The sequence below is a fragment of the Pseudomonas sp. Z1-29 genome (genome assembly GCF_051131995.1).
Taxonomy (GTDB): domain Bacteria; phylum Pseudomonadota; class Gammaproteobacteria; order Pseudomonadales; family Pseudomonadaceae; genus Aquipseudomonas.
The window spans coordinates 493078-506104 of sequence record NZ_CP071645.1; the positions used below are offsets into that span (position 1 = coordinate 493078).

General features: G+C 61.1%; 12 protein-coding genes. 4 read left to right on the forward strand and 8 right to left on the reverse strand.

The annotated features are described in order from the left end of the window. Positions 1–462 precede the first annotated feature (462 nt). The 4 genes from J3P84_RS02395 to J3P84_RS02410 all read right to left on the reverse strand — a co-directional run bounded on the left by J3P84_RS02395 (position 463) and on the right by J3P84_RS02410 (position 2849). Positions 463–747 (reverse strand): fructose-bisphosphate aldolase, encoded by a 285-nt coding sequence (locus tag J3P84_RS02395; protein ID WP_434627474.1) that lies wholly within the window; start codon positions 745–747, stop codon positions 463–465. Positions 748–1205: 458 nt separating this feature from the next. Then, positions 1206–1874 (reverse strand): polysaccharide lyase family 7 protein, encoded by a 669-nt coding sequence (locus J3P84_RS02400; protein WP_305498250.1) that lies wholly within the window; start codon positions 1872–1874, stop codon positions 1206–1208. Between the two features lie 138 nt (positions 1875–2012). Continuing rightward, positions 2013–2159 (reverse strand): hypothetical protein, encoded by a 147-nt coding sequence (locus J3P84_RS02405; protein ID WP_434627477.1) that lies wholly within the window; start codon positions 2157–2159, stop codon positions 2013–2015. A 21-nt stretch (positions 2160–2180) separates the two neighbouring features. Then, on the reverse strand, positions 2181–2849 hold the full coding sequence (locus J3P84_RS02410; protein ID WP_305498252.1) for a polysaccharide lyase family 7 protein: 669 nt from the start codon (positions 2847–2849) through the stop codon (positions 2181–2183). 324 nt (positions 2850–3173) lie between these two features. On the opposite strand from J3P84_RS02410, the gene J3P84_RS02415 reads away from it, so the two are divergent. The 3 genes from J3P84_RS02415 to J3P84_RS02425 are packed head-to-tail and all read left to right on the forward strand — an operon-like array spanning position 3174 to position 6144. Then, positions 3174–5297, forward strand: a complete 2124-nt coding sequence (locus tag J3P84_RS02415; RefSeq protein WP_434571255.1) for a putative bifunctional diguanylate cyclase/phosphodiesterase — start codon at positions 3174–3176, stop codon at positions 5295–5297. 42 nt (positions 5298–5339) lie between these two features. Continuing rightward, positions 5340–5843, forward strand: a complete 504-nt coding sequence (locus J3P84_RS02420) for a M48 metallopeptidase family protein (RefSeq protein WP_434571257.1) — start codon at positions 5340–5342, stop codon at positions 5841–5843. Positions 5844–5847: 4 nt separating this feature from the next. Further along, a complete protein-coding gene (locus J3P84_RS02425) occupies positions 5848–6144 on the forward strand; it encodes a winged helix-turn-helix domain-containing protein (protein ID WP_434627482.1) in 297 nt (98 codons plus the stop codon). 123 nt (positions 6145–6267) lie between these two features. On the opposite strand, the gene J3P84_RS02430 is transcribed toward J3P84_RS02425, so the two are convergent. Then, complete coding sequence (locus J3P84_RS02430; protein WP_434627485.1) at positions 6268–6720, reverse strand: GNAT family N-acetyltransferase; 453 nt, start codon at positions 6718–6720, stop codon at positions 6268–6270. 260 nt (positions 6721–6980) lie between these two features. Here J3P84_RS02430 and J3P84_RS02435 point away from each other — a divergent pair, with 260 nt between their 5' ends. After that, entirely contained in the window at positions 6981–7718 is a 738-nt protein-coding gene (locus tag J3P84_RS02435; RefSeq protein ID WP_434571263.1) for a substrate-binding periplasmic protein, read from the forward strand. 114 nt (positions 7719–7832) lie between these two features. Here J3P84_RS02435 and yccS read toward each other — a convergent pair whose 3' ends face one another. From yccS to dbpA, 3 genes are all read right to left on the reverse strand, one after another. Further along, entirely contained in the window at positions 7833–10016 is a 2184-nt protein-coding gene (yccS, locus tag J3P84_RS02440) for a YccS family putative transporter (protein WP_434627488.1), read from the reverse strand. A gap of 272 nt (positions 10017–10288) precedes the next feature. Continuing rightward, positions 10289–11467, reverse strand: coding sequence for an NAD(P)/FAD-dependent oxidoreductase (locus J3P84_RS02445; protein WP_434627491.1), 1179 nt, complete (start codon positions 11465–11467; stop codon positions 10289–10291). A 150-nt stretch (positions 11468–11617) separates the two neighbouring features. Then, positions 11618–12955 (reverse strand): ATP-dependent RNA helicase DbpA, encoded by a 1338-nt coding sequence (dbpA, locus tag J3P84_RS02450; RefSeq protein ID WP_305501161.1) that lies wholly within the window; start codon positions 12953–12955, stop codon positions 11618–11620. Between the last annotated feature and the right edge of the window lie 72 nt (positions 12956–13027).

Genomic DNA, 13027 nt, shown 5'->3' on the forward strand with positions numbered 1-13027 from the left:
CGCCTTCGCGAGCAGGCTCGCTCCCACAGGAGGAACGCGAACCCATCCAGAACCAGGTCGGCTATCAGGCCGCCTCGCCTTAGACGTTGATGTTGATTTCGGCGCCCCGTTAACCACGCTGGCCGAACGCAGGCATTGCGCAGTGGGCATCCCGGCATGGATGCCGGGATAGCCGCGCTGGGCCAGGGACGGCCCTTCGCGGCGGGCCCACGGAGCAATGCCGGAGTGAGGGGATGCCGAGCCTAGGCGAGGCACCGAGTGGTGGGGCAGAGCGTTTTTGGTTACTTTTGGCGCTCTTTCCAAAAGTGACCCGCTGTAAGAGCGTAACCATAACCAGCCGTTACAAAAAAACGGATATACACATCGACCCTGACAGCGCTGAGTCAGCCAAAAATTTCTACTCCTGACCCAACGCCATCGCGAGCGAGCTCGCTCCCACAGGGGATCTCCTGCAGGCAGGTTTCAGTGCTCTTCGAGCCCACGCTGTTCGATGACATCGAACACATCGGCCACATCCTGAACCAGAATCCGGGCGACATTAGTGAGGGTATTGAGATCCCCGGCAGCCGAATCGCGCAGGGTGGTGCAGGCCATGAGCGTCAGGTAATCAAGAGTGGCATGCAAGCGTTCGCTGGCGCAGGCGTGAAGCTCGGTCAGTGGCGCGGTGCTGTCGATGAACAGGATAGGTTGGGTGGTGGCGATTGGGGTGAGTGGGGTAAAGCGGCCAAGCAATTGTTCGGTTTTCATGACAAACCTCTAACTCAAGAAAAGTAATTGCCACCGTTCGCTGCGAAACAAATTGGGTGGCAGCCATGTGCGGGTTCGCAGACCGAGGAGTTAGAGAAACCCGGCAGACCCGAAGATCTCCCACACACAGCCGCCATAAAAAGCCGAACGCAGGCGGGATGCGCCTATGTTGACTTCTGACGGTCGTGATTCTAACTCACCAGGGCTGCGAAACCCCTGCCACTGACCAAAGCCAGCAGACCAACCAAACTATAGAGTAGATTTTCCAGGCCAAAATCGACCTGTAGGACGCACCGGCCCCCGTGGTGAGGGAGCTTGCTCCCGCTCGGGGGCGCAGCCGCCGCAAAACCGCTGCATACGGTGCGTCTGACAAAAGAGGGGGCTACTTCACAGCCCGGCGGGAACAAATCCCCTCACCAAAAGGGGATGTTTCCTACGAGTTTTTAGGACGTGAAATTTCAGGTGTTGTGATCGATGTCCAATTTGCTGAACGTCACCTTGCCACCTTCGCTGGTATAGCCACTGTTGTCCTGCACATACACCCCGGCCTTGAAATACAACGGCTTGACCCGCCAGGCGGCGCCGACCGTGGTGTACCAGCTATTACCGGCGGCGGTGATGCCCAGGTCGCCGGTGCGATCCAGGTGGATCCGATAAGAAAAGGCCCGGTCAAGCTTCACGCCTGTCGCTACCGTGATGACCCGGCTTTTGCTGTCATCGGGGCGCATGCGCACCTTGGCGACGATGTTGCCGGTGTTGGTGGCGTCCTTGAATTGGTATTCCAGCTTCACCATCGGTTTGTTGCTGTCCTTGGCATGGATCTGACCAATCACGATTTTGCCGCTGCTGGGAACCTGATTGACCACCAGCGTTGCGCGCAATTGATTATCGGCCTCTGGGTAAAGCCAGTTGCGCAGGGTGCCGTCTCGGTAGGTCTCACGTAGTTCGCTGCGTGGGTAGATCGCGTTTTCGGTCTTGGTGCCGGTCACCGGCGACCAGAAATACACCGTGCTGCCTTCGGAGTTGAAGTACTTGTCCCTGAATCCATCCACCAGTCGAGGGGTTTCGATGGTTTTCGGCGGGCTGCCTTCGGGGATGCTCAGGTTCCAGGTTGCTAGATCGACCATGTTCGGATCCTTTCTGAGAAGAAGAAATGATTTACGCCACAGCCGGAGGCTCTAAGACGCGCTTTCTGCGGACGCCGGCAGGAATGCGGACAAACATTTGGCACGTTCGTACGGCGGAGGTTTGGCGTCAGCAGTCCGTCAGAGTAGGGATTGGCGATTTTGTGCCGCAGATAATTGACCGTTGGTCGGTAGCGTCAAAATTTTATTGAACGATGGCTTTTTGGCGGTGCCATCGCCACGTTGATCGAAGGGGAGCGAGTCGGCGGCGGGCAGGCAGCGATCCATGCTGCTGCTCGGGGGGAAACCTTAGAGGTTGTGATCGATATCCAGCAGGCTGAACGTGGCTTTTGCGCCTTCGGTGGCGTAACCAGCGTTGTCCTGCACGTAGACGCCTGCCTTGAAGTACAACGGTTTGGTGCTCCAGGTGTTGCTGACGGTGGCACTCCACTGATAGCCGGCGCCGTTGATGGTCAAGAGGCCTGCACGGTTGAGGTGGATCAGGTACGAGAACGGCTGGTTGAGCTTGATGCCGGTGGCGATGGTGATGACCTGGCCCGTGGCGTCGTCGGGACGCATGCGCACCTTGGCGACGATGTTGCCGGTGGAGCTGTAGGTTTTGTACTGGTATTCCAGCTTCACCATGGGGCTGGTGCTGTCCTTGGTATGGATCTGGCCAATCACCAGCTTGCCGGTGCTGGGCACCTGGCCGACGGTCAACGTGGCGGCCAGCTTGTTATCCGCAGCCGGGTACAACCAATTGCGCAACGTGCCGTCGCTGTTGGTTTCGCGCAGCTCGCTGCGAGGGTAAATGGCGTTGGCCGTCGTGGCGCCCGTGACGGGGACCCAGAAAAACACGGTGCCGGTTTCCGAGTTGAAATACTGGTTCTTGAAGCCTTGTACCAGTTGCGAAGTCTGGATGGTCGCCGGTGGTGCGCCTTCAGGAATGCTCAGGTTCCAGGTTGCGAGATCGATCATGTCGTGTGTCCTGCGTATCGGGATGTAAAAGGGTGTACGCCGTGTCGGGAGGCTTTGAACCGCCCTTTTGAGCGTCTCGAAACGCTGGGTGGGGCTTTTGTTGTTGACCGCTCGGCGAATGTTTGACGTCAATTGTTCGTCGTGGGGGTCATTGCAGTTTCTGTGCCTGAGCAGGGTGACCGTTAGTCGGCTATTTCGGGCTTTGTCTGGATGATGGCGTCATGACACCTACTGCTTTTCAAAATCCCGGTCTAGAGTGAGATCACTGTATGTTGTCCGTTTTCCCACGTAGGACGGACATGGCGTCCCGATAAGAGAAGCAGCATGGAATGCGCGCAACCCCCGTTTGGCGAAGACAGCTCCGTCCTTTTGATTGTTGATGACTACCCTGAAAACCTGCTCAGCATGCGAGCGTTGTTGCAGCGTCAGGATTGGCAGGTCATGACCGCGTCCTCGGGTGTCGAGGCCCTCAACCTGCTACTCGAACATGACATCGACCTGGTGCTGCTGGATGTGCAGATGCCGGACATGGATGGCTTCGAAGTAGCGCGTCTGATGCGTGGCAGCCAGCGCACGCGGCTCACGCCGATCATCTTCCTGACCGCCAACGAGCAGTCCCAGGACGCGGTGATCAAGGGTTACGCCAGCGGCGCGGTGGATTACCTGTTCAAGCCATTCGACCCGCAGATTCTCAAGCCCAAGGTCCACGCGTTGCTCGAGCACCAGCGCAATCGCCGGGCCTTGCAGCGTTTGAGCCAGGACCTGGAGGCAGCCAGGGCCTTTAATGCCTCGGTGCTGGATAACGCCGCCGAAGGCATCCTGGTGGTGGATGAAGGCGGTTTCATCCGTTTTGCCAACCCTTCGACGTGCCGCTTGCTCAACGCCACTGCGGACCGATTGCAAGGGATGCCCTTCCTGGATTTCCTGCAGAAACCCCATATTCCCGAGTGGATCGATTCGGATATCCATGCCGCCTATCGACGTGGCGAAACCTGGCGCTTGCACGACGCCGTGCTGCGCACCGCGCCCGGCCAGCAAGTGTCGGTGGCCTTGTCCTGTGCCCCCCTGCCTTCTGAACAAAAGGCCATGGTGGTGACGCTTCAGGACATGTCGGTGGTTCGTCATCTGCACCAGCAGCTGGAGTTCCAGGCCGTCACTGATCCCCTGACCGGTTTGCTCAACCGCAGGGGGTTCTATCAGACCGCCGAAAACCTGCTGATGCGCAGCGAACGGCTGGAAAGCAACTGGGTGCTGTTGTACCTGGACCTCGATGGCTTCAAACGGGTCAATGACTCGCTGGGCCACGATGCCGGCGACCGGGTGTTGCGCTGGGTGTCGGAACAGTTGAAGGCCTGCCTGCGCCCGTTCGATATCCTCGCGCGGCTCGGCGGCGATGAGTTCACGGCGCTGCTGGATCTTGAGGTGCCCGAGCAGGCGGCAAAGATTGCCGAGAAACTCATCGAGCGCGTCTCGGTCTGCCAGCAGATCGAAGGCATGGACGTGGCGCTGGGCGCCAGTATCGGCATCGCCACGTACCCGGACTGCGGCTCCAACCTCGACGGGTTGCTTCGCGCGTCCGACATCGCCATGTACGAGGCCAAGCGCGCCGGCCGCCAGCAGTATCGTTTCTACGATCACGAAATGAACGGCCGAGCCCGTTCACGGCTGATGCTTGAGGAAAGCGTACGTTCGGCCATCGAAAACCGCGACTTCAATATGGTCTATCAACCACAGGTCAGCATCCTCGACGGACGGACCCGAGGGTTCGAGGCGCTGCTGCGCTGGCAGCATCCCAGCGTCGGGGACGTACCGCCGGGCTTGTTCCTGCCGTTGCTGGAGGAAGCTCGGTTGATCAGTCGGCTGGGCAGCTGGATTTACCATCGCAGTGCGTCCCAGCGCAAAGTATGGGAGCGGATGTTTCCCGACGATCTGGTGTTGGGCGTGAGCCTGAGCAGTACCCAGTTCGGCATGCCCAACCTGGTGACCGAGTTGCGCCAGGTCCTGGATCGCCATGCGTTGAAGCCACGGCAGTTGGAGGTCGAGATCACCGAAGACGCGCTGATGCGCAACCCCGACGAAACTCATAAGCAATTGCGCCTGCTGCGCCACCTGGGCGTGCGGGTGGCGCTGGACGACTTCGGTTCGGGGCCTTGCTCGCTGGCGCATCTGCGTGATCTCGAACTCGATACGCTCAAGCTTGATCGGCACTTGATCGCCCGCTTGCCGGACTCGCCCAGGGACGCTGCGCTGGCCGCCTCGGTGATCGACCTGTGCAAGCAATTGGGCTTGCGGGTGATCGCCGAGGGGGTCGAGACGCCGCAGCAGTATCACTGGCTCAAGGCCCATGGCTGTGAATATGTGCAAGGCTTCCTCGTGGCGCGGCCCTTGATGGCCGAGGACACAGATGCCTTCGCGCGACCATTCGACTGGAGCGCGGTGCCGGCCTGAATTCGCTACACTGGCGGCCTCCAGTGACTGTGTTGCCGTCCGATGACCGTGCTCAAATACCTCCAGGCGTACCCCGCCGCGCTGCAAGCCCAGGTGCAGCAACTGATTGCCGAGGATCGACTGGGCGATTACCTGCAACAACGTTATCCCGGCCGCCATCCGATCCAGAGCGACAAGGCGTTGTACGGCTATGCGCTGGATCTCAAGCAGCGCTACCTGCGTAACGCGCCGGCCATCGACAAGGTGCTGTTCGACAACCGCCTTGACCTGACCCATCGCGCGCTTGGGCTGCATACGGCGGTGTCACGGGTACAGGGCGGCAAGCTCAAGGCCAAGAAAGAAATCCGCATTGCTTCTTTGTTCAAGGACGCAGCGCCCCAGTTTCTGGAAATGATCGTGGTGCACGAGTTGGCCCACTTCAAGGAATCGGACCACAACAAGGCTTTCTACCAGCTGTGCGAGCACATGCTGCCGGGCTATCACCAGCTGGAATTCGACCTGCGGGTGTACCTGACCTGGCGGGACCTGCAACAAGACAAGGGATGAGCGAATGGACGTCAGCAAGACCAAGAGTAGCTTCTATCGTCGACTGTACGTGGCTTACCTGATCGACAGCGGCCTGGCCAGCAACATTCCCGCGCTCACCGAAGTTACCGGCATGCCTCGGCGCACCGCCCAGGATACCGTCGTGGCGCTGGCGGACCTGGACATCCTCTGTGAATTCGAGCAGCAGGAGGGCGCGCGCAACCATGCCGGGCGGTATCGGATTCGCGATTGGGGGGCGATTGATTGCAAGTGGATCGAGCAGAATCTGCAGGGGATCAAGGCGGTGCTCGGTTATCCCTGAAGCGTCCGCGACTGGACTGATGCCTCCGCGAGCAGGCTCGCTCCCACAGGGGGCCTGGGTGGTACACAAATCTTATGTCCACAACAGGCCTCTGTGGTAGCGAGCCTGCTCGCGGAGAGGACCTCAGGGCCGATGCATCCCGATGTGCGGAATCCCATCCTCGAGATATTCCACGCCCACCACTTCAAACCCGTATCGCCCGTAATACCCCTGCAGATGCGCCTGGGCCGACAATGAGATCGACACGCCGGGCCAGTGCTTTTCGGCCTGCTTCAAGGCTTGTTCCATCAGTGTATGCCCCAGCCCTTGCCCTCGCGCCTCGGTGGCGATGACCACGCGGCCGATCACCACATCGCTGTTTCGCGAATGCGGATCGAGCAAACGAAGGTAAGCGACCAGGTGGTTGTCCTGCCAAGCCATCAGATGGCAGGTGTCGCCTTCCAGGTCCAGTCCGTCGACGTCCGGGTAGGCACAGTTCTGTTCGACGACGAAGACCTCGGCGCGCAGTTTCAGGATGGCGTATAGCTGTTCCTTGCTCAGGTCAGTGTGATGTTTGCAGACCCAGTCGATATCCATTTTTTGAATTTCCCAGAGAACCTGCTGCCGATATTAGGCGTCCTTGCGTCGGAAGTCTCTTTTCAATCGGTCGAAAAATCTGTGATAAAGACCAAAATGCCATCATCGATTTGTCGCGATACTGCCTTCTTTATGTAATCTTCAATCCAGCGCTGCGCAGCGGTTTCGATGAGCTAACGTCAGGACCCGGATGCCTTGGGGAGTCCCTTGGGTTTCGGCTAAAAACAAACCGGGCTTTGAACCCGTCAAGGAAGTCAGGCATGCCGCGATTGCATCGAGCTCTTGCTTTGGTCGGGTTGCTGTTGCTGAGCCACAACGCCTGTGCGCAGAAACTGCGTCTGGTCGCCGATGCCTGGCCACCCTTTACCGACTCGACGCTGGTCAATGGCGGCCTTGCGACCGATATTGTCACCACCGCCCTGGCGCGCGCCGGTTATGCCAGTGATTTCGAGCAGGTGCCCTGGGCCCGGGCGATGCTGGGGATCAGCGAAGGGCGGTATGACGTGCTGATCAATGCCTGGTACGCCGAGGAACGCACCCATGTGGGCCAGTTCTCGGCCGAGTACCTGCTCAACCGCGTGCGGTTTATCAAGCGCAAGGACTCGCCCATCGACTTCGACAACCTGCAGCAGTTGTATGCCTATCCCATCGCCGTGGTTCGTGGCTACGCCTATTCCAAGGCGTTCGATGAGGACGAGAAGATGCAGAAAATCCCTGTGCATAATTTTGCGATGGCCGTGCGCATGCTCGCCGCCGACCGGGTGAAGCTGACGCTGGAAGACGAATACGTCGCCCGTTATTACCTGGCCCGCGAATCTGCCAAGGTGCGCAATGCCGTGGAATTTCTACCCAAGCCGTTGAGTGAAAACAGCCTGCATATCCTGGTCAGCCTGAAGAATCCCGAGCATGAGCAGATCGTCGCCGGGTTTGATCGGGAGATTGCGGCGATGAAGGCGGATGGGAGTTATCAGAAGTTATTGAAGGCGCATGGGATGTGAATCTGCTGTGCGGCTGATGGCCCCTTCGCGAGCAGGCTCGCTCCCACACTGAAAATGCCTGCCCCTGTGGGAGCGAGCCTGCTCGCGAAGACGATGGCATAGTCACCACAGCACTCAAGCCTCACTGGTGTCCTTGATCAGGTGCGCCGCCAGCGTCCGCAACGGCCCCAACTGCCGGCAGATCAACGCCAGTTGCGTCTGCACCAGCCGCTGGCCTTCGTCGATTTCATCGGGCATCAGCTCAAGCTCGCTGGCGAGGGCTTCTTCGTCGTCGCTCTGGATCGCGATCGGCTGTTTGCTCGCCAGGCCCTGGGCGATTTCATCGATGCTGGTCGCCAGCCTTGCTCCGGCGCCGTCGATCAGCTGCTCGCGCACCTCAGTCGGCAGTTCGGTGCCCCGGTGGGCCCCGAGCCCCGACAAGTAACTGAGCAGGGTGTGGGACAGCACCAGGAAGCGGAACCCTACGTCGGCCTCCTTACGGAAATGGCCCGGCTCCATCAGCATGTTCGCCAGCGTCGTGGACAGCGCCGCGTCGGCGTTATGGGCGTTGCGCCGGGCCAGGCGATAGGCCAGGTCGTCGCTTTTGCCCGCGGCGTATTGCTGCATGATCTGGCGCAGGTAGATGCTGTTGCAGGTCAGCGTGTTGGCCAGCACCTTGTTCAGTCGCCGGCCCTGCCAGTCTGGCAGGAACAGGAACACCGCCAGCCCGGCGATCAGGCTGCCGAGCAAGGTATCGAACAGCCGTGGCAGCAGCAGCCCGTAGCCGTCGCCGACCTGATTGAAGCAGAACAGCACCATGACGGTGATCGCGGCAGTCGCCAGGGTGTAGCGGGTGGTGCGGTTGGTAAAGAACACCACCCCGGCGGCAATGGCGAAGCACGACTGCACCAGCGGATTGGGAAACAGGTCGAACAGCGCCCAGGCCACCGTCAGGCCGATGGCGGTGCCGATGATCCGTTGGCCGAGCTTGCGCCGCGTGGCGCCGTAGTTGGGCTGGCAGACGAACAGTGTGGTGAGGATGATCCAGTAGCCCTGGGAGGGGTGGATCAGGTGCACCATCGCGTAGCCCACGCTCAGCGCCAGGGGCAGGCGCAGGGCATGACGGAACAGCAGCGACGTCGGCGTGAGCTGCGTGCGCAGGCGGACCCAGACGTCCTTGAGGTTGCGTGGCGAGCGGTCCAGCAGGCTGCTGTCAGTGGCGTCGGCGAGGGCGTCGGGGTTGCTCGCGTCGCTGAGCAGGCGGTCCATGGTGCCGAGGTTGACCGACAACGCCCGCAGCGAGCGCAACAGGCCGCGCCAGGCCGGGTTGCTCTGGATGCGCAGGTGCTCCAGGGAAGCATGCAAATCGTTCAGGGCTTCGGCGAAGCTGTCGTCGTAGACGAACGGCTGGCGCAACTGGATGGACTCGGCCAGTGCCAGGCAAGCCTTGCCTTGCTGGCGCAGCAGGCGCTGGCAGCGGAACAGTACGTCGCTGTGAAAGAACGCCTCGGCCAGGGCGTTATAGGGATAGTGCGAGGAGCTGGCGCGTTCATGGATGTCCTGGGCAAGGAAGTACAGCTTCAGGTAGCGGCTGACTTTCGAGCCCGGCCGGCCATTGCCGACGCGGTGCAGGATGATTTCCTTCGCGCTGTTGAGCGCGGCCACCACCCGGCCATTCTGCTGGGCCAGCTCCAGGCGTCGGGCCTCGATATCCAGCTGACGGATCGGCTCCAGCAGCGATGACTTGAGTTTCAGGTAGCGCCCCAGTTCGCGGAACAGGCGCGCCAGGCTCTGCTGCACCGGCTGGTTGGAAAACAGCGCGTGCCACAACACCGAGAGCAGGCCATACCAGGCGGCGCCAGCTACCAGCAACACCGGCTCATGCCAGAAGTCCGTGATCGCACCGCCGCGCTGGTCCACGCCGATCATGGTGTAGACCGAAAGAATCAGGGTAGCCGAGGCAATCGCGCCATAGCGCTCGCCCAGGGCACCGAGCATGGTCAGGCCGAAGGCCGCCAGGGCCAGGGCGACGATGAACAGGACGGGATAGGGAAACAGCAACTCCACCGACAGCGCGGCGATGCTGAAGCACACCAGCGTCACGGCCAGCGCGTTGAGACGGCCTTGCCAGCTGTCGTCGGTCTCGGCCAATGCGCTGGCGATGATGCCGAGGAACAGCGGAATCAGCAGCGCCATCTTATCCAGGTACCAACACAGCACCATGCTGCCGGTCAGGGCAATAAACACCCGCACGCTATAGCTGAATTTATCCAACGCCCAAAGGCGACGCAGAGACTGGCTGAACGAGGTCGATGACATGAAGTGCACGGGCCTGACGGGCAATGACGCTAAATTGAGGCAGTAATGACGCCGATGCAATGGCGACGATCACATCCGGCAGCAAAAAGTGTTCCGGCATGCAAAGAACACCCCCTGTGGCGAGGGAGCTTGCTCCCGCTGGGCTGCGAAGCGGCCCCTTCCCCAAGCGTTGCATTAATTCAGACCGAGTGCGATGGCTGTTTTGCGACTGCTGCGCAGTCGAGCGGGAGCAAGCTCCCTCGCCACAAAAGCGGGCTCGACCCAGGGTGGTATCAGACGTACTGCGCCGCCGCATACCCCGAAGCCCACGCCCATTGGAAGTTGAAGCCGCCCAGGTGACCGGTGACGTCGAGCACTTCGCCAATGAAATACAGCCCCGGGCTCTTCAGCGACTCCATGGTCTTGGAAGAAACTTCCCGGGTGTCGACGCCGCCCAGGGTCACTTCGGCGGTGCGGTAGCCTTCGGTGCCGGCGGGGACGACGTTCCAGCTCGCCAGCTTCTCGGCGATGTCCGCGAGTTCCGCGTGAGTGTATTGCTTCATCGGCTTGGAGACGAACCAGGTGTCGGCCAGCAGGTTGGCCATTTTCTTGGTGAACAACTCGCCCAGCAGGGTCTTGAGTTCGCTGTTCGGGCGTTCGGCCTGTTGCTGTTGCAGCCACTGCGGCACGTCGTGGTCGGGCAGCAGGTTGATCTGCACCGTGTCGCCCGGCTCCCAGAACGACGAGATCTGCAAGATCGCCGGGCCGCTCAAGCCGCGATGGGTGAACAGGATGTTCTCGCGAAAACTCTGCTCGTTGCAGCTCACCAGACAGTCCACTGACGTGCCCGACAGTTCGGTGCACAGGCTCTTCAACTGATCGGTGATGGTGAACGGCACCAGCCCTGCCCGGGTCGGCAGCAGCTGGTGGCCGAATTGCCTGGCCACCTGATAGCCGAAGCCAGTCGCGCCCAGGGTCGGGATCGACAGCCCGCCCGTGGCGATCACCAGGGATTGGCAAGCGAGGGGCCCGAGGGTGGTTTGCAGCTGGTAGCCGTCGGCGGTCTTCTCGATCTGCTCGATCGAGGTGTCCAGGTGCAGGTCGACGCCGGCCTGGTCACACTCGTCCAGCAGCAGGCCGAGGATGTCGCTGGATTTGTTATCGCAGAACAACTGGCCGAGTTTTTTCTCGTGATAGGGCACGCCGTGCTTGGCCACCAACGCGATGAAATCCCATTGGGTATAGCGGGCCAGGGCCGACTTGCAGAAGTGCGGGTTCTGCGAGAGGAAGTTGCCCGGTTCGGTGTACATGTTGGTGAAGTTGCAGCGTCCACCGCCCGACATGAGGATTTTCTTGCCGGCCTTGTTGGCGTGGTCCAGCAACATCACCTGCCGCCCGCGCCCGGCGGCGGTCAGCGCGCACATCAACCCCGCGGCGCCAGCGCCAATGATCACGACTTCGGTAGAGCGCAAAACGGTGTCCTCTCAGCTTTCCACATACTGGAATGTGGGAGCGAGCTTGCTCGCGATAACGGTAGTCCAGTCAACATCCATATGACAGAACTGGCGCCATCGCGAGCAAGCTCGCTCCCACAGTTTGATCTTTGTTGGGGCGACGACCGTTTACAGGATCCGCACCCGCAACGAGCGTCCCTTGATCTTGCCATCGTTCAGGCGCTGCAAGGCCTGTTTGGCGATCCCGCGCTCCACTGCCACATAGGCCTGGAAATCGAAAATCGCGATCTTGCCCACCTGCGCGCCAGGGATGCCGGCCTCGCCGGTCAGGGCGCCGAGGATGTCGCCGGGGCGCACCTTGTCCTTGCGTCCGGCACCGATGCATAGGGTGCTCATGGCCGGCAGCAGCGGACCGCCGCCCTGGGGCTTGAGGTTGTCCAACTGGTCCCAGCTCAACGGCGACTTCTGCAGTTGCTCGATGGCCTGGGCGCGATGGGCTTCGGACGGCGCCACCAGGCTGATAGCGATGCCTTTCTCCCCGGCGCGCCCGGTGCGGCCGACGCGGTGGATATGAATCTCCGAGTCCCGGGCCAGCTCGACGTTGATCACCATGTCCAGCGCATCGATATCCAGGCCACGGGCCGCCACGTCGGTGGCGACCAATACCGAGGTGCTGCGGTTGGCGAACATCGCCAGGACCTGGTCGCGGTCGCGCTGCTCCAGGTCACCGTGCAGGCCGACGGCGGAGATGCCCTTGGACGTCAGGTGATCGACGGTTTCCTGGACCTGCTGCTTGGTGAAGCAGAACGCCACGCAGGAGGCCGGGCGGAAATGCGCCAGCACCTTGACCACCGCGTCCATGCGCTCCTCGGGAGAGATCTCGTAGAAGCGCTGCTCGATCTGGGCGTCGGAGTGCAGCGCCTCGGCCTTGACCTGCTGCGGATTGCGCATGAACTTCGACGACAGTTGCTTGATGCCCACCGGGTAGGTGGCCGAAAACAGCAGCGTCTGGCGGCGTTCCGGGGTCTGCTGGATGATGTCTTCGATGGCGTCATAGAAGCCCATGTCGAGCATGCGGTCGGCTTCGTCGAGGATCAGCGTGTTGAGGCCGTCGAGCACCAGCGAACCCTTGCGCAGGTGCTGCTGGATGCGTCCCGGCGTGCCGACGATGATGTGGGCACCGTGTTCGAGGGAGGCGATCTGCGGGCCGAAGGACACGCCGCCGCACAGGGTCAGGACCTTGATGTTGTCTTCGGCGCGGGCCAGCCGGCGGATTTCCTTGGCGACCTGGTCGGCCAGCTCACGGGTCGGGCACATCACCAGGGCCTGACAGCCAAAGAAGCGCGGGTTGATCGGGTTCAGCAGGCCGATGCCGAAGGCCGCGGTCTTGCCGCTGCCGGTCTTGGCCTGGGCGATCAGGTCCATGCCCTTGAGGATCACCGGCAAGCTTTGCGCCTGGATCGGCGTCATCTGGGCATAACCGAGTGATTCGAGGTTAGCCAGCATGGCGGCGGACAGCGGCAAAGTATTAAAAGCGGTGGCAATGGTGGTCACGGGACTGGCCTGCAAAACAAAATG

What these genes read in the sequence shown, in the direction of transcription:
- J3P84_RS02395 (WP_434627474.1), bottom strand. Translation starts at nt 747, where the DNA reads ATGAAAACCGAACAATTGCTTGGCCGCTTTACCCCACTCACCCCAATC.
- J3P84_RS02400 (WP_305498250.1), bottom strand. Translation starts at nt 1,874, where the DNA reads ATGGTCGATCTAGCAACCTGGAACCTGAGCATCCCCGAAGGCAGCCCG.
- J3P84_RS02405 (WP_434627477.1), bottom strand. Translation starts at nt 2,159, where the DNA reads ATGGATCGCTGCCTGCCCGCCGCCGACTCGCTCCCCTTCGATCAACGT.
- J3P84_RS02410 (WP_305498252.1), bottom strand. Translation starts at nt 2,849, where the DNA reads ATGATCGATCTCGCAACCTGGAACCTGAGCATTCCTGAAGGCGCACCA.
- J3P84_RS02415 (WP_434571255.1), top strand. Translation starts at nt 3,174, where the DNA reads ATGGAATGCGCGCAACCCCCGTTTGGCGAAGACAGCTCCGTCCTTTTG.
- J3P84_RS02420 (WP_434571257.1), top strand. Translation starts at nt 5,340, where the DNA reads ATGACCGTGCTCAAATACCTCCAGGCGTACCCCGCCGCGCTGCAAGCC.
- J3P84_RS02425 (WP_434627482.1), top strand. Translation starts at nt 5,848, where the DNA reads ATGGACGTCAGCAAGACCAAGAGTAGCTTCTATCGTCGACTGTACGTG.
- J3P84_RS02430 (WP_434627485.1), bottom strand. Translation starts at nt 6,720, where the DNA reads ATGGATATCGACTGGGTCTGCAAACATCACACTGACCTGAGCAAGGAA.
- J3P84_RS02435 (WP_434571263.1), top strand. Translation starts at nt 6,981, where the DNA reads ATGCCGCGATTGCATCGAGCTCTTGCTTTGGTCGGGTTGCTGTTGCTG.
- yccS (WP_434627488.1), bottom strand. Translation starts at nt 10,016, where the DNA reads ATGTCATCGACCTCGTTCAGCCAGTCTCTGCGTCGCCTTTGGGCGTTG.
- dbpA (WP_305501161.1), bottom strand. Translation starts at nt 12,955, where the DNA reads ATGCTGGCTAACCTCGAATCACTCGGTTATGCCCAGATGACGCCGATC.